We start from the raw sequence: 19,782 nt of genomic DNA on the forward strand, positions 1-19,782 counted from the left end.
CCTCGCGGCGGCAGTTAACCCCAAACTTGTGCGCGGCACAAGCGGGCGTCGGGTGCGAAAGGTCGGGAGATGGCGGGTGGTGGCGTCGGGGCGTCAGCCGGCGTAGCCGAAAAATTCCCGGTAGCTGCGCATGGCCTGCAGGCGGGAATACAGCAGCTCGAAATCCTCGTCCTTGTCGACGGGATTGAGGGATTCGGCGTTCACGATGAACAGCGGCGCCGCATCGTAATGGTGGAAGAAGGTGGCGTAGCGCTCGGCCACGCGCTGCAGGTAGGCTTCGCTGATCTTGCGCTCGGATTCGACGCCGCGGCGGCGCACCCGGTCGATCAGAATGTCGGGTTGGGCCTGCAGGTAGATCACCAGATCGGGCTTGCGCACGCTGGGCTTCAGGCGGTCGTAGAGCTGGCGGTAGAGCTGGAGCTCGTCTTCCGCGAGGTTGAGCTCGGCGAAGAGCGGGTCCTTGTCGATCAGGAAGTCGGAGACGATGCGCCGGAAGGGATCGTGGGCGTGATCGAAGGCGGCGAGCTGTTCGCTGCGCTGGAACAGGAAGGCGATCTGGGTGGGCAGGCCCCAGCGTTCCATGTTCTGGTAGAAACGGCCCAGAAACGGATTGGCTGCCGGGTTTTCGAGCAGCAGATCGGCGTTGATGCGCGCGGCGAGGCGCTTCGCGAGAGTCGTCTTGCCAGCACCGATGGGGCCTTCGACGACGATGTAGCGCGCTTTATCGAACATGGGGTGTCTCCGCCTTTCAGGCGCGGAAGATGAAGTACACGGCGCCTAGGATACACAGGGCCGCCCACAGATAGTCAAGCTTGAGGGGTTGCTGCATGTAGAAAACGGCGAAGGGGACGAACACCGTGAGGGTGATCACCTCCTGCATGATCTTCAGCTGGGCGAGATTGAGTTCCTGGGCGCCGATGCGGTTGGCCGGCACCTGCAGGAGGTACTCGAACAGCGCGATGCCCCAGCTAACGAAGGCTGCGATGTACCACGGATAGGTGGCGAGATTCTTCAGGTGGCCGTACCACGCGAAGGTCATGAAGACATTCGAGGCGGCCAGCAGCAGGCTGGTCTGGGCCCAGATCGGCATTACATCGGCTCGCTGCGGGAGATTTCCTGGCTGGCCACACTGGGGACGAAATCCTGCGCCGGGCCGAGGCCGGGAAGAACGACGTCCGGGGCGATCTCGACGAGGGGCAGCAGCACGAAGGCGCGTTCGTGCATGCGCGGGTGGGGCAGGGTGAGCTCCGGGCTGGTCATCGTCGTGTCGCCGTGGAGCAGCAGATCGAGATCGAGCGTGCGCGGGGCGTTGGGCACGCTGCGCACCCGGCCGTGACGGGCTTCGATGGCGAGGAGGGCGTAGAGCAGATCGAGCGGCTCAAGGGTGGTGTCGACGGACACCACCGCGTTGATGAAATCAGGCTGATCCACCAGCCCGACCGGCGCGCTGCGATACAGGGACGAACGGGCGACGACGGTGGTGCCCGGCAGGGTGTCGAGGTCGACGACGGCAGCCCGCAGATGGCGGACCGGCTCGCCGATGTTGGCGCCCAGCGCCACGTAGGCGCGGGTGCGCGCGGGCACTGCGCTGCTCATGCGTCGGCCGGCGGGTTGCTGCCTGAGCCCGAGGGCTTGCGACGACGACGGCGTTTCTTGGCGGTGCCGGCCTTGTCGGGGACGAGCATGGACTCGCGGGAGTCCGGGTTGGCGTCGGCGAAGGCGTCCCACCAGTCGGGAAGCTCCATCGGAATCTCGCCCGACTGGGCGCGCAGGCGCAGGAAATCCCAGCCGGCGCGATAACGCGGTTGCTCGAGCAGGCGGTAGGGCGTCTTGCCGGCGCGCTTTTCGAAGCGCGGCTGGAGGGCCCAGATTTCCTTGATGTCGCCGGCGATGCGGCGGGTGATGGCGAGTTTGCCGGATTGCTTGTCGAGCACCGCGTCCATCGCGTCGAAGAGCGCGGGCTGCGAATGGGCGCCGTCGGCCTTGCGGGCTTCCCAGTCGGCCAGCACCTCGTGCCACAGCAGGGTGGCGAACAGGAAGCCGGGAGACACGGGCTTGCCCTGACGGACGCGATCGTCGGTGTTCTCCAGCGACAGCCACACGAAGCGTTCTCCCAACGGCTGTTCGAGGATCACATCCAGCAGCGGCAGCAGGCCGTGGTGCAGGCCTTCCTCGCGCAGCTGGCGCAGGCACTTGACAGCGTGGCCGGACATCAGCAGCTTGAGCATCTCGTCGAAGAGACGCGCCGGCGGCACGTTTTCGAGGAGTTCGGCCATCTCGCGGATCGGCGCACGGGCGGCCGGGTCGATGGACAGGCCGAGCTTGGCGCCCAGGCGGGCGGCGCGGAGCATGCGCACCGGATCTTCGCGGTAGCGCACGCGCGGGTCGCCGATCATGCGCAGCGTTTTTTGCTGGAGATCGGCCACGCCGTGGTGGTAGTCGATGACGGTTTCGTCGGTCGGGTTGTAGTACAGCGCGTTGACGGTGAAGTCGCGGCGGGTGGCGTCTTCGGCCATGCTGCCGAACACGTTGTCGCGCAGCACGCGGCCGTGCTCGTCGGTCTCGGTGGATTCGGCGTCCTGCATGGCGCGGAAGGTGGAGACTTCGATGGTCTCCGGGCCGCTCATCACGTGGACGATCTTGAAGCGGCGGCCGATGATCCGCGAGCGGCGGAACAGGGCGCGGACTTCTTCGGGCGTGGCGCTGGTGGCCACGTCGAAATCCTTAGGCGTCTGGCCGACGATGATGTCGCGCACCGCGCCGCCCACGACGTAGGCCTTGTGGCCGGCTTCCTGCAGCACCGTGCAGACCTTGTTGGCGGCGGGGGAAATCTGCTCCCGGCGGACGCCATGGCGGCTGACGGGAATCACGGCAGGTTCGGGAAGGGCGTTGGCGGGTGCGGCGCGGCGGAAAACCCGGCGCAGCAGTTTGCGGATCATTGGTGGGGCTTGGATTATCGGGTTCAAGTCGCGCATGATAACCCAACGAATGGCTGGCTTTTCGTGATGTGGTCGTTTTGGGCCGCTCCGGGCTGGTGTTTCCCCCGTTTGGATGCTGATCCAGGAGGTTTTCCGATGCTGCGCTTCTCTGCCAACCTGTCCTTCCTGTTCCTCGACCGGCCTTTTCTTGATCGTTTTGCCGCCGCGGCGGCCAATGGTTTCAAGGCGGTCGAGTTCCACTTTCCCTACGCCTTCCCGGTGGATGAGGTCGTCGATGCGGCGCACCGGGCGGCGGTCGAGGTGGTGCTGTTCAACTTTCCGGCCGGCGACTGGGCCGCGGGCGAGCGGGGCATCGCCTGCCTGCCGGATCGGGTCGCCGAGTTTCGTGAGGGGGTCGAACTGGCCGCCCGCTACGCCGAGGCGCTGGCCTGCCCGCGGGTGAATTGCCTCGCCGGGCGGCGCCCCGATGGCGTGGACGAGGCGCTGCTCTGCGCCACGCTGGTGGACAACCTGCGCCATGCGGCCGACGCCTTCGCGCCCGCCGGGCGGCAGGTGCTGATGGAACCCCTCAACACCCGCGACACGCCGGGTTTCCTGATCGACCGCACCGCACCGGCGCTGGCGGTGCTCGATGCGGCCGACCGGCCGAACCAGGGTCTCCAGTACGACATCTACCACGCTCAGGTGATGGAGGGCGACCTGGCCCGCACGCTCGAATCGGCGCTGCCGCGCATCGGCCACATCCAGCTGGCCGACAACCCCGGCCGCCATCAGCCGGGCACCGGCGAGATCAACTTTCCCTTCCTGTTCCGGCACCTCAAGGCCATCGGTTACGAAGGCTGGATCGGCTGCGAATACGTGCCCACCGGGCCGACGGAGGATTCCTTCGAGTGGATGGTTTGAGCGGCGGAAGGATGCTGCCGGACGGGATACATCTTCCGTCGCCAGGGCTTGCCGACTGCGTGCGCAGCGCGTTGGTCACGCATCTGCCCGGCGGTCGTTACATCCTGCCGGCGGCGCTGCATCCGGTGCTGCTGGTCATCGTGCAGGGCGGCATCGTGGTGCTGCGCGATGGCGTGGAGGTGCCGCTTCCCCGGCTGGCGTTGTGTGGCGGGACGCGCGGCCCCCGCGACGCCCGGGCCGAGGCGGGCACCCGGATCGTCACCCTGTCACTCCTGCCCGGCGGGGTGGGCGCGCTGTTCGGCATGCCGGCCGGGGCGCTGATGGAAGAGGCGGTCGATCTGGCGGAGGTGCTGGATGGCGCCGGCCGCGGATTGCTGGCGCGTTTTGTTGACGGCCTGGCGCCCGCCGCTGCGATGCAGGTCGATCTCCCTCGGCTGTGGGGGCTGCTGGAGGCGCTGCGGTGCGGTGCCGGCGATCGCGCCGACCTGTGGGTGCCCCCTTCGCTGCTGTCCCTTCCCGGCGCGGCGCTGGCGGCGCAGTTCGGTCTTGGTCAGCGGCAGTTCGAACGGCGCTTTCGGGAAAGTTATGGCCAGCCGCTGCGGAGTTATCGCCAGCAATTGCGCTGCAGCCGCCTGCTGCTGGCCCTGGGGGCGGCGATGAGGCCAGCCGACGGCTGGGCGGAAATTGCGGTGGCCGCGGGATATGCGGATCAGGCCCATCTGTGCCGGGACGTGCGCCGTTTCACGGGACATTCGCCCGCCGGCCTGCTGGCGGGCGTGGCGGGCGACGATCCGGCGTTCTGGCCCTATCGCATCGACCCGGTGATGCGGGCACGGCATTTCGGGCCTTCCGGTTTCTGATTTCTCGGGCTGGCATGTCGTCTGGGTTCAATACCGCCGGGCGGCGCGCGGGCAGGCTGACGTCTTCCATCCACTCAGCCTGCCCACGCCATGACTCGACCACGCCTGCCGTCTTTTTCTGATTGTCCTGCCACATCTGCCAGCGAGGGGGCGTGATGTCCGAGATCCAGCTCGACACGCTCACCGCGTCAGAGGCTGCCCGTGACATCCGTGAAGGGCGCCTGTCTGCCGAAACCTTGCTGGATGCATGTCTGGCGCGGATTGCCCGCTTCAATCCGGGCCTCAATGCTTTGGTCACCCTCGATGAGGCTGGCGCGCGGGCCGCCGCGAAAGCCGCCGACCGGAAGCGCGCCGCGGGCGGGGATCTGCCGCCACTGCTGGGTGTGCCGGTGTCGATCAAGGACGCGTTCGAGACGCGTGGCCTGCGGACGACGGCGAGCTTCAAGCCGCTGAAGGAGTACGTGCCGGATCGGGACGCGACCGTGGTGGCTCGCCTGAGGGCGGCCGGGGCGGTGATCGTCGGCAAGAGCAACCTGCCGGAGCTGGCCGGCGCGCCCCATTGCTGGAGCCCGCTCTTCGGGCTCACGCGCAATCCCTGGAACCCGGCCCTGACGCCGGGCGGCAGCTCGGGCGGCGCGGCAGTCGCCGTGGCTGCGGGCTTCTCACTGCTGGAGGCCGGCAGCGATCTGGCCGGGTCGATCCGGATTCCGGCGGCCTACTGCGGGGTGAGCGGTTTCAAGGCCACCGAAAACCGCATTCCGCGCACCGGCCACATCCCGCACCTGCCGGAACATCTGGGCGGCGTGCGCAGTGTGCGGCGGATGTTGTCGTTTGGCGCGCTAGGGCGCTCGGTGGCTGATCTTCAGCTTGGCCTTGCCGTGATGGCCGGGCCCGACGGGATCGACATCGAGGTGCCAGCGCTTCCGGTGGTCGGGGCGTCGCTCCGCGATGATGGCCGTCCGCTGCGCCTGCTGCTGTGGGACGACTGGGGGCTGCCCCTGTGCGAGCGGACCCGGGCCGTGTTCGCGCGGCTGCCGGAGACGTTGTCTGCCGCCGGCCATGTGCTTCGTCGCGGCTCCGTGGCGGGAATCGATCCGGCGGAACTGCGAGAGATCTTCGGGCTCATCGCTGGCGCCGAGATCGGGCTGGGCATGCCAGGCTGGCAGCGGCATGCGTTTCTGGTGCTGCGGCATCTGCTGCCTCCTTCGGAACAGTTGATGCGCGCGATCTCCCGCGGCTTGCGCTTCGACATGCGGGCGTACAACCGGGCGCTCGATCGACGGGATCAGTGGATCCGGCAACTGGAAGCCGCGCTGGCCGATGTGGATGCGCTGGTGTGCCCGGTGGCAAGCACCGTTGCCTATCCCGGGCAGCCCCTCGGGCCTTTCGACCGGCCTCCCCGGCTGACGGTTTCGGGCCAGCGGCTGCCCTACCTGGAGGCGACCATCGGGCTGACGGTGCCGTTCTCCCTCAGCGGCAGCCCGGTGGCGGCGCTTCCGGCGGGTGTCGAGGACGGGCTTCCGGTGGGTGTGCAGCTGGTCGGCCGGCGCTGGGGTGATGACGCCTTGCTGGCTGCGGCGGCACGGCTGGAGCCCGCGCTGGGTGGTTTCTCGACGCCGCCGGCCCTGCGTTGATCGACATGGCCCGCGCCCCTTTACAGGGGCGTCCCGGCTCTCTTAGACTGCGCCGAACTTGTCAGACAAGCTGACCAATGGCCGCGACCCGCTTCCATCAGATCAACCGCCCCCAGCGCCTTTCCGATGCCGTCGGATCGGCGCTGGAAAAGCGCATCCGCAGCGGGGCGCTGAAGCCGGGCGAGCGCTTGCCGACGGAAGCTCAGCTGGGTGCCCAGTTTGCGGTGAGCCGGGCCGTGGTGCGCGAGGCGGTGGCACGGCTGAAGGCCGAGGGGCTGGTGGAGAGCCGTCAGGGTTCCGGGGTGTTTGTTGCCACGCGCCCCGGTGCAGCGGCCTTCCGGATGAACGCCGGCTTGCCGGCAAGTGCCCACGACGCCCGGGATGTGTTCGAACTGCGCCTGATCGTCGAAGCGGCCGCGGCCGAACGGGCCGCCGTGCGGCATACCCCGGAAAGCCTTACGCAGATCGGCGAGGCGCTGGCCGCGATGGACGTGGCCATGGAGAGCGTGGCGGATTCGGGCGACGGGGCCGGCGCTGACGACGCCTTTCACTGCGCCGTGGCGGCTGCGAGCGGCAACCCGCTGATCCATCGTTTCATCGAATTCGTGAGCCAGGAGTTCTCCGGCTCCCGCCAGCCCACCTGGAGCCGCGACGGCCGGGATGGGGGGCTGGCGCAGGCATCCCAGAACGAACACCGGGCGCTGTTCGAGGCCATCGCGGCGGGCGATCCCGCTGCGGCCCGGGCGGCGGCCGAAAGGCACATCGTCAGCGCCGCGGGGCGCCTGGGCGTGATGCTGTCGCCCCGCGTGAGCGGACCGAACAACGAGGAGGAGACCTGATGGGCGAGCCGGCCGATCTACCCGATTTCAGCGTCGCCGAGCGCGACTTCTCAACGGTGGACAAGACGCGGCTGGTCTCGGCCCTGTCGCGGGTGCTGCCATCCGCCAGCCTGCTTCACGACCTTGAAGACCTGCGGCCCTACGAGTGCGACGGCATGTCGGCGCTGCGTCAGGTGCCGATGGTGGTGGCGCTGCCCGAAACCGAGGCGCAGGTGGTGGAGATCCTGAAGATCTGCGCCGCCCAGGGCGTGCCGGTGGTGGCGCGGGGCGCGGGCACCGGGCTTTCGGGTGGGGCGCAGCCGCACAAGTTCGGGTTGGTGCTGTCGCTGGCGCGCTTCAAGAAGATCATCCGGATCGACGCCCACGCCCGCCGGGCAGTGGTGCAGCCGGGCGTGCGCAACCTGGCGATCTCGGAAGCCGCGGCGCCCTTCGGCCTTTATTACGCGCCCGATCCGTCGTCGCAGATCGCCTGCACCATCGGCGGCAACGTGGCCGAGAACTCGGGCGGCGTGCATTGCCTCAAGTACGGGCTGACGATCCACAATCTGCTCAAGGTGCGCGGTGTGACCATCGCCGGGGAGATCGTCGAGTTCGGCAGCCTCGCGCTGGATACGCCGGGTTACGACCTGCTGCCGCTGGTCACCGGATCGGAAGGCATGCTGGCGGTGGTCACCGAAGTGACCGTCAAGCTGACCCCAAAGCCGCAGCTCGCCCAGTGTGTGCTGGCCGCCTTTGACGACGTGGTGAAGGCCGGCGACGCGGTGGCTGCGGTGATCGCCGCGGGCATCATCCCGGCCGGGCTGGAGATGATGGACCAGCCGGCCACGGCGGCGGTCGAGGAGTTCGTGCATGCGGGCTATCCGCTGGATGCCGAGGCGATCCTGCTGTGCGAATCCGATGGCACGCCGGAGGAAGTCGCCGAAGAAATATCCCGAGTCCGTGCCATCCTCGAAGCCAGCGGTGCGACGGAGGTGCGTGTGTCCCGCGACGAGGCCGAGCGGCTGCGTTTCTGGGCCGGTCGCAAGGCAGCGTTTCCGGCGGCGGGGCGGATCTCGCCGGATTATTACTGCATGGACGGCACCATTCCCCGCAAGCGCCTGGGCGAGATGCTGAAGGCCATCCAGCAGATGGAAAAGAAGTATTCGATGCGCTGCATCAACGTGTTTCACGCGGGCGACGGCAACCTGCACCCCCTGATCCTCTTCGACGCCAACAAACCCGGCGACCAGCACACGGCCGAAGCCTTCGGGGCGGAGATCCTGGAACTCTCCGTGGCGCTGGGCGGCACGATCACCGGCGAGCACGGCGTGGGTATCGAGAAGATCAACCAGATGTGCAGCCAGTTCGCGACGCCGGCGATCAATGCCTTCCACCGCGTGAAGGCCGCGTTTGATCCACAGGGGCTGCTCAACCCGGGCAAGGCTATCCCGACCCTCAACCGCTGCGCTGAATACGGTCGCGAGCGGATGGGAGGGAACGTGGCCCAGGCTCATCCGGATCTGCCGCGCTTCTGATGGAAACGATTCCCGAAGGATGGCTGCAGTTTCTGTTCGTCGCTGTTCCGGTGCTGTCGCTGATCGGCACCTGGATGGGGCTGCGCACCGCGGGCCGGCTGGCCGAGCGGCGCAACAAGGAGGGAGGAAAGCGTGAGCGAGCTGATTCAGGCGTGGAGTGAGCGCATCCGCGCTGCGGCGGCGAGCCGCCAGCCCCTGTGCATCCGTGGCGGCGGCACCAAGGCGTTTTACGGCGGGCCGGAGGTGGGTGAGCCCATCGTCACTGGCGCCTGTCGGGGTATCGTCAATTACGCGCCGAGCGAGCTGGTCGTGAGCGTCCGCGCCGGCACGCCGCTGGCCGATCTGGAAGCCGCACTGGCGGTCGAGAACCAGATGCTGGCCTTCGAACCGCCGCATTTTGCCGAAGGCGGCACCGTGGGCGGCTGCGTGGCGGCGGGCCTTGCCGGGCCGCGGCGGGCTGCCGTGGGCGGCGTGCGGGATTTCGTGCTCGGCGCCACCCTCATCGACGGGCGCGGCGACGTGCTGCGCTTTGGCGGCGAGGTGATGAAGAACGTGGCGGGCTACGACGTCTCGCGTTTCCTGGCGGGCAGCCTCGGCACGCTGGGGCTGATCGCCGAGGTGTCGCTGAAGGTGCTGCCCCGGCCGGTGGCCGAGGCCACCCTGCGTTTCGAGCTGGACGAAGCGGCGGCGCTGCATCAGCTCAACGTGTGGGCCGGCCAGCCCCTGCCGGTGTCGGCCAGCGTCTGGCGAGGTGGTGTGCTGCATCTGCGGCTCTCCGGCGCCAGTGCGGCGGTGGATGCGGCCGTTGCGCGTCTTGGCGGCGAGCGGCTGGCGGAAGCCACCGCGGCGGCCCTGTGGCGTGGCCTGCGGGATCATCGGGATGCGTTCTTCGGTGACGGGCTGCCCCTGTGGCGGCTCTCGGTGCCCAGCGACGCGCTGGCCGTGGCGTTGCCCGGCGAGCAGCTGGTGGAGTGGGGCGGCGCCCAGCGCTGGCTGCGCTCGGATGCGCCGGTGGCCGAGATCCGCGCCCGTGCGGCAGCCCTTGGCGGCCACGCCACGCTGTTCCGCGGTGGCGCGGGACGAAGCGATGTCTTCCACCCGCTGCCTGCGCCGATGCAGGCGCTGCAGCGCAATCTCAAGCAGGCCTTCGACCCGGCTGGGATCTTCAATCCCGGTCGCCTTCATCCGGAGTTCTGAGCGATGCAGACCCATCTCGCCGATTTCATCCGCGACACGCCCGAAGGCCGCGAGGCCGAGGAGATCCTGCGCAAGTGCGTGCATTGCGGGTTCTGCACCGCCACCTGCCCGACTTACCAGCTGTTGGGCGACGAACTGGATGGCCCTCGGGGGCGCATCTACCTCATCAAGCAGGTGCTCGAAGGCGAGCGCGCCACCGAGAAGACGCGCCTGCATCTGGATCGCTGCCTGACCTGCCGCTCCTGCGAGACGACCTGCCCCTCCGGCGTGCAGTACGGCCGGCTGGCCGACATCGGCCGCCACATCGTCGAACAGCAGGTGCCGCGGACCGGCGCCGACAAGCTGAAGCGCGCCGCGCTGCGGGAGTTTGTGCCAAACACCGGCCTGTTCGGCTCGGCGCTGGGGCTTGGGCGGATGTTCAAGCCGCTGCTGCCGCGGGTGATCGCCGAGAAGGTTCCGGCCGCCGGGGCCGCAGGGCCATGGCCGGCGCCGCGGCACGCCCGGCGGATGATTGCGCTGGCGGGTTGCGTCCAGCCGTCCATGCGTCCGGTGATCAACGCCGCCACCGCCCGGGTGCTCGACCGGCTGGGGATTTCGCTCGTCGAGGCGGAGCGGGCCGGGTGCTGCGGCGCCGTCCGCTATCACCTTCACGATCAGGCTGGCGGGCGCGACGAGGCGCGGCGGAACATCGACGCCTGGTGGCCGGCCATCGAGTCCGGCCAGGTCGAGGCGATCGTCGTCACGGCGTCGGGCTGCGGCGTGCAGGTGAAGGAGTACGGATACCTGCTCCGGCACGATCCGGCCTATGCCGCCAGGGCCGAGAAGGTGGCCGCGATGAGCCGTGACGTGGCCGAGGTGCTCGCCGCCGAGATGAAGACGCTGACATCCTTGCTCGAGTCATCCCGGACGCAGGGCAAGGCTGGCCGCCTGGCTTTTCATGCGCCATGCAGTTTGCAACACGGTCTGAAGGTCCGCGGCATGGTCGAAAGCCTGCTTTCCGCAGCAGGCTTTGAGCTCGTCCCGGTGCGGGATTCCCATTTGTGCTGCGGGTCGGCGGGCACGTATTCGCTGCTGCAACCCAAATTGGCCAGTGAACTGCGTGACGGGAAGGTGTCAGCCTTGCAAGAATACGGTGCCGACTGCATCGTTTCTGCCAATGTCGGCTGCATCGAGCACCTGGCAACAGCGGTCTCGCTGCCCATACGACATTGGATTGAATTGATCGATGAAAAAGTCACACCGGTAGTCTGAAAGCGAAACGTCGCCTTTATTACTAAAGAGATAAACGGTTAAACTTCGTGAATGTCAGTTGTCTGCCTGTTGGGCTGAGTGATCTTGTGAGTCAGTGCGGAGTCTTGTTTGCCCGGTTTTCGTCGTCGGTGTTCGCCCGAGCCGTGCCGATGTGCAGGCGCGTGGCGTGTTTTCGATGAGTTCGTCTCGTGCTGATCGTTCGAGTTACATGCTGAATCCAACGCTATCGTCCCTTTCCGCTCCCGATTCGGTGAGCTCCAAGAAGCGCTATCAGGCCGAGGCCTGCGTGGCGAAGCATACGGGCGACCGTACCGAGCAGCAGGATCGGGCGGCCGTCTTCGCTCATCCGACTCGCAAGGGCACGCTGATGGCGGTGCTGGCCGACGGCATGGGCGGGCACTCTGGCGGTGCCATGGCGGCCGAGCAGGTCGTGCTGAAGGCCAAGCAGAACTTCGAAGCCTACGCGCCGGCATCGGAAAGTGCCCCTGATCTGCTGCGCAGCGTCATCGATGAAGCGCATATCGTCATCAAGCTGACCCGCTTCACCAGCGAGCAGGACCCCCACAGCACTGCGGTGGTCTTCATGATGCAGCCCGATCGGGCGGACTGGGCCCATTGCGGGGATTCCCGTTTCTATCATTTCCGTCGCGGTGAACTGGTGACGCGCAGCGTCGACCATTCCCTGGTCGAAGAGCTCGTCCGCAAAGGCCGGCTCGACGCCGACGGCGCGCTGCGCCACCCCAACCGCAACGTGCTGCTGTCCTGCCTGGGGTCCGAGCGTGAGCCGCGGGTCGATATCGGCCATGCGTCGCCACTGGTGGGGGGCGATGCTTTCCTGCTGTGCTCGGATGGTCTGTGGGCCTACATCCCCGAAGACGAGATGGGGCAGATCCTCGACTCCCAATCCCCGCGGGACGCGGCCTCGACGCTGATCGAGCTCGCCCGCCAGCGGGCAAAGGGTGGCGGCGACAACATCTCGCTGGCCATCGTCAAGCTCGTCGAGGTTGTCCAGAAGCCACCGGCGCGGGGTGATTTCCCCCGGCTGGGCGGATGATGAAAGGGGCCGCGTTGGCCCCTTTTCTTTTTGTGTCGGTGGATGCGTGCCGGGCGTCAGCGGGTTCTCAGCCAGTTGCGACGCCAGAACGATGCGGCCATCAGCGCCGCGGCGCCCACCATCATGCTGAGCGCGACCCAGAAACCATCGGGCTTGTCGAGTAGGGGCATCTCGTGGAAGTTCATTCCGAAGATGCCGGCGATCAGCGTGGCGGGCATGAAGAGCGTGGTGAGCACGGTGAGGATCCGCACTTCGGTGTTGAGCCGGTTGCTGACGCTGGAGAGATAGATGTCCAGCAGGTCGGCAAGGAGATCCCGGACCGATTCGAGCGATTCGAGCACGTGCACCGTGTGGTCGTAGATGTCGCGAAGATAGAGCCGGGTGTCGGCGCTGAAGAAACCGTTGTCGGCGCGGGCCAGGGTGTTGAGGATCTCCCGTAGCGGCCAGACGGCCCTTCGAAGGATGAGCGCCTCGTGCTTGACCCGGTTGATCTCGGCAAGGAGCGCCGGGGTGGGGCGGGTCAGGGCGGCGTCCTCGAGGTCTTCGGCCATGTCGCTCAGGTTGTCGAGCATCACGAAATAGCGGTCGACCAGCGTGTCGAGGATGGCATAGGCGAGGTAGTCGGTGCCGTGGGCACGCATGGCGCCGTGCTCCGCGCGCAGGCGCTCCCGCACGGCCTCGAAGGCGCCGGTGGCCCGCTCCTGGAAGGTGAGCACGAAGTTGCGCCCGAGCACGATGCTCACCTGGTCGGAATTCAGGCTGCGGGTTTCGGCGTCGAAATCGAAGCAGCGGCCGACGATGAAGAGGTAATCGGTGTATTCGTCGCTCTTGGGGCGCTGCTGGGTGTTGAGGATGTCTTCCTGGACGAGCGGGTGCAGCTTGAAGCGGCGGCCGATCTCGGCCATCACGGCGGGGTCGTGCAGGCCATAGACGTTCAGCCACATCTTTTCGCGGGTGGCGTGATGGGCTCGGGATAGCTCGATGTCCTCGAAACGGGTCTCGGTGATGCCGTGGGAATCGTATTCGATGAGTGTGATGCTGGGCTTTTCGGTCTTGATCTCGCCAATATGGACAAGGGACCCTGGGGGTAACCCTAACTTACGGGTTGGGCGGGCACGTTTCTTGTTAGACTTTCTCATCGTGATCTTGCTCAATGGCCGAAAATTGCGACTTCTTTAACGAGAATCCGGTGATTTTCCCGATTTTTCAGGGTTGGCTGGGGTGTTTCACGGTAGAACAGCGTGTGCCGTCGTTGTCGATTCCCTCTCACGACGATAGCAGAAACCTAACAATTCTTATAAGGAGGTTCCATGCCTCTGGTCATCGGTGTGACCAAAGAGTTTACGCCGGGCGAGCGCCGTGTCGCGCTGGTTCCGGACGTGGCCAAAAAGTATCAGGGGCTTGGGGCGGCGCTGCTGCTCCAGGCGGGTGCCGGCGCATCGGCGTACTACCGCGACGAGGATTACGGCGCGGCCGAGCTGGTGGCGGATGCCTCGTCGGTGCTCAAGAAGGCCGACGTCGTGCTGCAGGTCCAGCCGCTCAGCATGGATGACCTGAACGAGCTCAAGCCCGGTTCGGTACTGGTCGGGCTGCAGCAGCCGTGGTCCAGCAAGGAGCGCGTCGAACTGTTGCGCCAAAAAGGGATCACCTGTTTCGCTTTGGAACTGTTGCCCCGTATCAGCCGTGCGCAAAGCATGGACGTGCTCTCGAGCCAGGCCGCCGTTGCCGGTTACGAGTGCGCGCTGATCGCTGCCGATCATTCCCCCAAGTTCTTCCCGATGCTCACCTACGCGGCCGGCACGATCCGTCCGGCCAAGGTGCTGGTGATCGGCGCCGGTGTGGCGGGCCTGCAGGCGATCGCCACCGCCAAGCGGCTGGGCGCGATGGTCTCGGGCTACGACGTGCGGCCGGAAACCAAAGAGCAGATCGAGTCTCTGGGTGCAAAGTTTGTTGACACCGGCGTGTCGGCTGCGGGCACCGGCGGCTACGCCCGTGAGCTCACCGATGACGAAAAGCGTCAGCAGGCCGAGAAGCTCGGCAAGGCGATCGCCGAGTGCGACGCGCTGATCACCACTGCGGCCATCCCGGGCAAGAAGGCGCCGGTGATCGTCTCCGCCGAGATGGTGGCGCGCATGAAGCCGGGTTCGGTGGTCGTCGACATGGCGGCCGAGACCGGCGGCAACGTGGCCGGCACGATGGCGGGCGAGAAGACCTGGGTTGGCGAAACCCTGATCATCGGCCCGACCAACATCCCGAGCCGCATGCCGGTGCATGCCTCCGAAATGTACGCCAAAAACCTCTTCAACTTCATCTCGCCCTTCATCAAGGACGGGGCCCTGGCCCTGGACTGGGAAGACGAGGTGCTGGCGGGCGCCTGTCTGACCCACGCGGGCGAAGTGCGCCACGCCGGCGTCAAGCAGGCCCTTGGCCTGTAACCGGGAGACGATCATGGACGGATTTGTCGCACTCTATATCTTCATGCTCGCCGCCTTCACCGGTTACGAGGTCATTTCCCGTGTGCCGGTGATCCTGCACACCCCGCTGATGTCGGGTTCCAACTTTGTGCACGGCGTGGTGCTGGTGGGCGGCATGATCGCCCTCGGCCAGGCCGAGACGCCGCTGGAGCAGGCCATCGGCTTCGTCGCCGTGCTGCTGGGCGCTGCCAACGCGGCCGGCGGTTACGTGGTGACCGAACGCATGCTCGCCATGTTCAAGTCGAAGGAGAAGAACTGATGGCGATCAAGTGGCTGATTGACGCGAGCTACTTCGTGGCTGCGGTGCTCTTCATCCTCGGTTTGAAGGGCATGAGCTCGCCGGTTTCGGCGCGCAAGGGGATCATCTGGGCGGGCGTCGGCATGGTGCTTGCCACGGTGGTCACGTTCCTCACCCCGGGCATGAACAACTTCGCCCTGATGGTCATCGCCATCGCCATTGGCGGTGCGCTGGCCTGGATCTCCGGCAAGAAGGTCGCCATGACCGACATGCCGCAGATGGTGGCGATCTACAACGGCATGGGCGGCGGCGCTGCGGCGGCCATCGCGGCGGTCGAGTTTGCCCGCGGCGAGATGCACGGTACCGTGGTCACGCTGCTGGCCACCCTGGGCGCGCTGATCGGTGCGGTGTCGTTCTCCGGCTCCGTCGTGGCCTGGGCGAAGCTTCAGGGCGTGATGAAGAAGGCCTTCCGGCTGCCGGCCCAGAACGCGGTGAACGTGGTCCTGGCCCTGGCAACCCTGGGCCTGGGCGCGGCGATCGTGATCGCCCCGGCCATCGACCCGATGCTGGTGGGTGCGTTCTTCATCCTGGCGCTGGTGCTCGGCGTGATCATCACGTTGCCGATCGGCGGCGCGGACATGCCGGTGGTGATCTCCCTGTTCAACGCCTTCACCGGCCTTGCGGTCGGCTTTGAAGGCTTCGTGATGGGCATTCCGGCGCTGATCATCGCCGGTATCGTCGTCGGCGCGGCCGGTACGCTGCTCACCCAGCTGATGGCCAAGGCGATGAACCGCCCGATCTCGAACATCCTCTTCGTGCCGATGGCTGCGGCCGGCGGTGGCGAGGCGGTCGAGGGCGAGCAGAAGGAAGTCGGCGCGATGGATGCGGCGGCGATGATGCGCTACGCCAGTAAGGTCATCATCGTGCCGGGTTACGGCATGGCGGTGGCCGGTGCCCAGCACAAGGTGTGGGAAATGACCGAGCTGCTGGAAGAAGCCGGCGTTGAGGTGAGCTTTGCGATCCACCCCGTCGCGGGCCGGATGCCGGGCCACATGAACGTGCTGCTGGCCGAGGCCGGCGTGCCCTACGAGAAGATCTTCGACCTGGAAGAAATCAACGCCGATTTCGCCCAGGCCGACGTGGCGCTGGTGATCGGTGCGAACGACGTGGTGAACCCGTCGGCGCGTACCGACAAGTCCAGCCCGATCTACGGCATGCCGATCCTCAATGCCGATCTCGCCCAGAACGTGATCGTCGTGAAGCGCGGCAAGGGCACGGGCTACTCGGGCATCGAGAACGCCCTGTTCTACAAGGACAACACCCGGCTGCTTTACGGCTCTGCCCAGCAGGCCATCGCCGAGGTGATCCAGCACGTGAAGGCGATGTCGGTCTGACCGGCAGCCTCCACGGCAACGAAAAAGCCACCCTCGGGTGGCTTTTTCGTTATTGGGGTAGCCGGATCAGACCAGATCGGCGGGCATCACGGTGCGCAGCACGGTCTGGGTCTCGCCTTCGCGGACCCGGTTGGTGAACCACCACAGGGCGCCTTTCTTGATCGTCCAGTCGGCCTCCTGGCCGGACAGCAGCAGGGCGGCCAAGCGGCCGAGCTCGGGCTGATGGCCGACCACCAGCACCGAACCGCCGGCGTCGGGCCAGCCGCAGGCGGCGAGGATCGCGGAGATGTCGTTGCCCGGGCCGAGGGCGGGCACGATCTCGAAGTTGTCGGTGAAGGCGCTGGCCGTCTGGCGGGTGCGGGTGGTCGGGCTCACCAGCACGCGCAGCTTCTTGGGGCGGCGGCTCTCCAGCCATTCGGCCACCTTGTGGGCCTGGCGGATGCCCCGCTCGGTGAGTTCGCGGGTGCTGTCGGGCACGCCGTCCACGGCTTCTGCGTGACGCCACAGCAGCAGATCCATTCTTGTCGTCTCCTCTTTCTTTGAATTAGCCGACAAGTCTGCGATGTCCAGATTACGCCCTGATGAACCCATCATCGCCGCCACGGGGCCTTGCCCCACAGGATGTCTTCGAGGGACGGCAGCACGCTCTTGCGCAGGCGGGCGATGCGCGGGGCGTGCCAGCCGGCGACGAAGGCGGCACCGCTGCGCAGCTCCGGGTCCTTGCCGGCCCAGCCCTTCAGACGGTTGCGGGCGACGGTCTCGTCGTTGAGGTAGCCGAGGATCTCCTGGGCTTCGGCCAGGTCGTTGGCGAAGCGGACGGTGGCCTTTTCGGGCAGCAGCGGCAGCAGGAACTCGATGGCGTAGCGCAGGCGCTTGAGGGAGACGCGCAGCTCGTGGAGCTTGTCGGCGTGCAGATCGGTCGCGGCGGCGGCGTAGCGTTTGCGGGCGCGCTTGCGCAGCTGGGTGAGCTGCAGGCGGGCGAAGGTGGTGAGGTTGGCCGACTTGACCAGAGAATCGCTCTGCAGGGCCATCAGATCGGCGGCCAGGGCCAGCATCTGACGGCCGTGGCTAGCGGCGAGGAGCTGTTCCCGGGCGGCGGCCTTCTCGCGATCGCGGCGGTCCACGGCCATTGCGATGAGGCGCTGGGTGGCTTCGTCGGCAAGCCCGGATTCGGCCACCGGGCCAAGCACTTCGGCCAGCATCACGTCGAGATCGCGGGCGGCGCCGAGGCCGTCAGCGGCGTCCTTGAGGCCCTGGGACCAGCGCTCGACAAACGCCTGGGGCAGAGCCGGGCCGAACAGCCGCAGCGCAGAGCGCAGGCGGCGCAGGGCTACGCGCAACTGGTGGATGAACTCGGGGTCGTCGCTCTCGCGGGCGCCGGATTCGTTGGTCTGCCATAGGGCGAGGCAGTCGAAGGCGATGATGCGGAAGGCGTCCACCGGCGATTGCTCGGCGGCGAGACGCGACGGGCGGGCCTTGGCGGGGCGCAGGGCGTGATTGGAGAACAGGCGGTAGCCGCGCTCGGCCTTGCTGACGTTCTCGGGGGTCAGCGGCAGGGATTCGGCGAGTTCCAGGGCGATCGCGTAGAGGGCCTGAGGATCGCCCTCGACCAGTTCGAGCTCCAGCTCACACAGGGGCCGGCTGTGCTCGCCCACCTCGATGGCGCCGTTGTCGATCATCGCCAGCACCTTGACGCCGTCACGGGGCGTGAGGATGCAGGTCTCGCGCTTGAAGCGGGTGCTGAACACGGGCACCAGGCGGGGGTGGTAATCCTCAAGCCGGTTGCGTACGTCGGCGTTGTCGATGGCGGAGAAGTCGAACACGCCGCCCACGTAGGGCTGCTCCCATTCGGGGCGAGACGAGAGGCCGCCGATGGATTCGGCCGCGCATTTCACCGTCTGGAGCCAGCGGGTGCCGGCCTTGCGGGTGCGCACGGCCATCCGGCGCTCGCGCAGTTCGAGCTCGGGCGTGTCGAAGTAGGTGTTTTCGAGGGTGACGCTGCGGCCGTCGCGGGGGGCGTCGGCGATCAGCGGGTGGCGGCGAAGGGCGGGAAGGGCCTTCTGGGGGAGCGTCAGCTTGAGTTCGATTTCGTGGCTCATGGTCGTGCCATCGGTAGTCAGGGGGCAGCCTGTTTCAAGGCGCGGGCCATTCTATTCCGATGGCGGCGCGCTGTCTCGCGCGCCCAGGTTACAACTCAGCCTGCTGCGAAACTGCCTTCGGCGCTTCCCCGCTGGCCCTTGTTGTCCACCCACGCCACGCCGAGGCGGTCGCCGGCCTTGACGCCCGCAAGCTGGAAGGCGAACAGCGGATTGGCCGACACGGCGGTGCCGAGCGCGCCTTCAATCACCGGCTTGCCGTTCAGGCTGACGATGACCGAGGTGATGTAGTGGGCAGGGATGAGCTGGCCGGCGGCGTCGCGGCGCTGGCCGGATTCCATGGGATGCGGCAGCAGCACCCGGACTTCGCCTTCGTCGCCTTTGACGGTGGCGCGGATCTTGATTGGATCGGGCATCGCATTGACTCCTATTCGCCGCAACCGCCGACGGTGACCTTCACCTCGCGGAGCACGGTGTAATGCTTGCCGCCGGCAAGGGCGACGATGCGCAGGCGCGAGCTCTCGGCCATCTTCAGCTTTGCCTGGAAGCGCGCGGCGGCGCCCGGCGCGAAGTTGAACTGCAGCGCCAGCGGAAAGGGGTTCTTGTCCACCAGCACCGACAGGCGCGTGGTGCCCGGGATCTGGCTGATGACCTCGATCGGTACCGCCGAGCCGTTCTCGGCGATCTCCGGTGCCTTGAGGACGATGTCCCGGCTGGCTTCGGCAGCGGTGGCGCCGATCAGCCGCAGGGTGTCGGCTAGGTTTTTGCTGTCGAAGGCGCTGCGGTTGAAGTCTACGGCGAGGGCGCGGGTGGGCTTCAGCACGCCGGCGCCTACCAGCCCGGCGAGCAGCGCGGCGTTGCCGAAACCCTGAAGAAAGCTGCGACGGCCGGTGTTCATGCTGCGTCTGCCCTCCAGTGCCCGGACTTGCCGCCTTCCTTCTCGAGCAGGCGGATGCCTTCCATGGTCATGCCGCGATCGACGGCCTTGCACATGTCGTAGATGGTGAGCAGGCCCACCTGGACGGCGGTCAGGGCTTCCATCTCGACGCCGGTGCGACCGACGGTTTCGGCGGTGACGGTGCAGCGGATGGTGTCATCGCCTTCGACCACGAAATCGGCGGTGACGCGGGTGAGGGGGATCGGATGGCACAGGGGGATCAGGTCGGCGGTGCGCTTGGCACCCTGGATCGCGGCGATCCGGGCGATGCCGATCACGTCGCCTTTCTTGTTGTCGCCGGCGAGGATGCGGGCGAGGGTGGACGGCTGCATCACGATCCGGCCCTCGGCACGGGCGACGCGGCGGGTTTCGGATTTGGCAGAGACATCCACCATGTGGGCCTGGCCCTGGGCGTCGAAATGGGTGAAGGTGTCGCTCATCAGGCGGGAAAC

The 19,782-nt window shown here is 67.2% G+C and carries 22 protein-coding genes; 12 read left to right on the forward strand and 10 right to left on the reverse strand.

Translation table 11 applies throughout. The features are described from left to right. Window positions 1-93 precede the first annotated feature (93 nt). From QQK25_RS00505 to pcnB, 4 genes are read right to left on the reverse strand one after another with little or no spacing between them, the layout of a single operon-like run. Window positions 94-732: a deoxynucleoside kinase gene (locus tag QQK25_RS00505; RefSeq protein WP_284186258.1), complete on the reverse strand. Its 639-nt coding sequence runs from the start codon at window positions 730-732 to the stop codon at window positions 94-96. Window positions 733-748: 16 nt separating this feature from the next. Continuing rightward, complete coding sequence (locus tag QQK25_RS00510; RefSeq protein WP_153161721.1) at window positions 749-1,090, reverse strand: DMT family protein; 342 nt, start codon at window positions 1,088-1,090, stop codon at window positions 749-751. Beyond that, window positions 1,090-1,596 (reverse strand): 2-amino-4-hydroxy-6-hydroxymethyldihydropteridine diphosphokinase, encoded by a 507-nt coding sequence (gene folK / locus QQK25_RS00515; protein ID WP_284186259.1) that lies wholly within the window; start codon window positions 1,594-1,596, stop codon window positions 1,090-1,092. Before folK ends, QQK25_RS00510 begins: the two co-directional genes overlap by 1 nt. Then, entirely contained in the window at window positions 1,593-2,939 is a 1,347-nt protein-coding gene (gene pcnB / locus QQK25_RS00520; RefSeq protein WP_284186260.1) for a polynucleotide adenylyltransferase PcnB, read from the reverse strand. The genes folK and pcnB overlap by 4 nt, the downstream gene beginning before the upstream one ends. 135 nt (window positions 2,940-3,074) lie before the next feature. Here pcnB and hyi point away from each other — a divergent pair, with 135 nt between their 5' ends. From hyi to QQK25_RS00565, 9 genes are all read left to right on the forward strand, one after another. Further along, on the forward strand, window positions 3,075-3,842 hold the full coding sequence (gene hyi / locus QQK25_RS00525) for a hydroxypyruvate isomerase (RefSeq protein ID WP_284186261.1): 768 nt from the start codon (window positions 3,075-3,077) through the stop codon (window positions 3,840-3,842). Further along, window positions 3,830-4,702, forward strand: coding sequence for a helix-turn-helix domain-containing protein (locus tag QQK25_RS00530; protein ID WP_284186262.1), 873 nt, complete (start codon window positions 3,830-3,832; stop codon window positions 4,700-4,702). Before hyi ends, QQK25_RS00530 begins: the two co-directional genes overlap by 13 nt. Window positions 4,703-4,857: 155 nt before the next feature. Then, on the forward strand, window positions 4,858-6,336 hold the full coding sequence (locus QQK25_RS00535; protein WP_284186263.1) for an amidase: 1,479 nt from the start codon (window positions 4,858-4,860) through the stop codon (window positions 6,334-6,336). Between the two features lie 77 nt (window positions 6,337-6,413). Continuing rightward, the gene (locus QQK25_RS00540; RefSeq protein WP_284186264.1) at window positions 6,414-7,175 is read left to right on the forward strand and encodes a FadR/GntR family transcriptional regulator; all 762 of its coding nucleotides are present in this window, start codon (window positions 6,414-6,416) and stop codon (window positions 7,173-7,175) included. Continuing rightward, window positions 7,175-8,689: an FAD-linked oxidase C-terminal domain-containing protein gene (locus QQK25_RS00545; RefSeq protein WP_284186265.1), complete on the forward strand. Its 1,515-nt coding sequence runs from the start codon at window positions 7,175-7,177 to the stop codon at window positions 8,687-8,689. The genes QQK25_RS00540 and QQK25_RS00545 overlap by 1 nt, the downstream gene beginning before the upstream one ends. Next, window positions 8,689-8,850: a hypothetical protein gene (locus tag QQK25_RS00550; protein WP_284186266.1), complete on the forward strand. Its 162-nt coding sequence runs from the start codon at window positions 8,689-8,691 to the stop codon at window positions 8,848-8,850. Before QQK25_RS00545 ends, QQK25_RS00550 begins: the two co-directional genes overlap by 1 nt. After that, on the forward strand, window positions 8,822-9,886 hold the full coding sequence (glcE, locus tag QQK25_RS00555) for a glycolate oxidase subunit GlcE (protein ID WP_284186267.1): 1,065 nt from the start codon (window positions 8,822-8,824) through the stop codon (window positions 9,884-9,886). Before QQK25_RS00550 ends, glcE begins: the two co-directional genes overlap by 29 nt. Before the next feature lie 3 nt (window positions 9,887-9,889). Beyond that, window positions 9,890-11,137 carry a glycolate oxidase subunit GlcF gene (glcF, locus tag QQK25_RS00560; protein WP_284186268.1) on the forward strand — a complete coding sequence of 416 codons (1,248 nt, stop codon included), beginning with the start codon at window positions 9,890-9,892 and terminating at the stop codon, window positions 11,135-11,137. A 208-nt stretch (window positions 11,138-11,345) separates the two neighbouring features. Continuing rightward, window positions 11,346-12,191 (forward strand): PP2C family protein-serine/threonine phosphatase, encoded by an 846-nt coding sequence (locus tag QQK25_RS00565; RefSeq protein WP_153161710.1) that lies wholly within the window; start codon window positions 11,346-11,348, stop codon window positions 12,189-12,191. A gap of 56 nt (window positions 12,192-12,247) precedes the next feature. Here the strand turns inward: QQK25_RS00565 and corA are convergent, their stop codons facing one another. Then, window positions 12,248-13,330: a magnesium/cobalt transporter CorA gene (gene corA / locus QQK25_RS00570; RefSeq protein ID WP_284186269.1), complete on the reverse strand. Its 1,083-nt coding sequence runs from the start codon at window positions 13,328-13,330 to the stop codon at window positions 12,248-12,250. A 171-nt stretch (window positions 13,331-13,501) separates the two neighbouring features. On the opposite strand from corA, the gene QQK25_RS00575 reads away from it, so the two are divergent. The 3 genes from QQK25_RS00575 to QQK25_RS00585 are packed head-to-tail and all read left to right on the forward strand — an operon-like array spanning window position 13,502 to window position 16,297. Then, window positions 13,502-14,626, forward strand: a complete 1,125-nt coding sequence (locus QQK25_RS00575) for an NAD(P) transhydrogenase subunit alpha (protein ID WP_284186270.1) — start codon at window positions 13,502-13,504, stop codon at window positions 14,624-14,626. 13 nt (window positions 14,627-14,639) lie between these two features. Continuing rightward, entirely contained in the window at window positions 14,640-14,924 is a 285-nt protein-coding gene (locus QQK25_RS00580) for an NAD(P) transhydrogenase subunit alpha part 2 (RefSeq protein WP_153161707.1), read from the forward strand. After that, window positions 14,924-16,297, forward strand: coding sequence for an NAD(P)(+) transhydrogenase (Re/Si-specific) subunit beta (locus QQK25_RS00585; protein WP_284186271.1), 1,374 nt, complete (start codon window positions 14,924-14,926; stop codon window positions 16,295-16,297). The genes QQK25_RS00580 and QQK25_RS00585 overlap by 1 nt, the downstream gene beginning before the upstream one ends. Window positions 16,298-16,363: 66 nt before the next feature. On the opposite strand, the gene sixA is transcribed toward QQK25_RS00585, so the two are convergent. The 5 genes from sixA to moaC all read right to left on the reverse strand — a co-directional run bounded on the left by sixA (window position 16,364) and on the right by moaC (window position 19,770). Further along, window positions 16,364-16,816: a phosphohistidine phosphatase SixA gene (gene sixA, locus QQK25_RS00590; protein WP_284186272.1), complete on the reverse strand. Its 453-nt coding sequence runs from the start codon at window positions 16,814-16,816 to the stop codon at window positions 16,364-16,366. A gap of 71 nt (window positions 16,817-16,887) precedes the next feature. After that, window positions 16,888-18,396 (reverse strand): CYTH and CHAD domain-containing protein, encoded by a 1,509-nt coding sequence (locus QQK25_RS00595; RefSeq protein ID WP_153161704.1) that lies wholly within the window; start codon window positions 18,394-18,396, stop codon window positions 16,888-16,890. A 95-nt stretch (window positions 18,397-18,491) separates the two neighbouring features. Then, a complete protein-coding gene (gene soxZ, locus QQK25_RS00600) occupies window positions 18,492-18,809 on the reverse strand; it encodes a thiosulfate oxidation carrier complex protein SoxZ (protein WP_284186273.1) in 318 nt (105 codons plus the stop codon). A gap of 11 nt (window positions 18,810-18,820) precedes the next feature. Next, entirely contained in the window at window positions 18,821-19,291 is a 471-nt protein-coding gene (soxY, locus tag QQK25_RS00605) for a thiosulfate oxidation carrier protein SoxY (protein ID WP_284186274.1), read from the reverse strand. Then, the gene (gene moaC / locus QQK25_RS00610; protein WP_284186275.1) at window positions 19,288-19,770 is read right to left on the reverse strand and encodes a cyclic pyranopterin monophosphate synthase MoaC; all 483 of its coding nucleotides are present in this window, start codon (window positions 19,768-19,770) and stop codon (window positions 19,288-19,290) included. The genes soxY and moaC overlap by 4 nt, the downstream gene beginning before the upstream one ends. Between the last annotated feature and the right edge of the window lie 12 nt (window positions 19,771-19,782).

Origin of the sequence: Zoogloea oryzae, from assembly GCF_030161255.1 — a bacterium.
In the GTDB taxonomy this organism is placed as follows: Bacteria; Pseudomonadota; Gammaproteobacteria; order Burkholderiales; family Rhodocyclaceae; genus Zoogloea; species Zoogloea oryzae.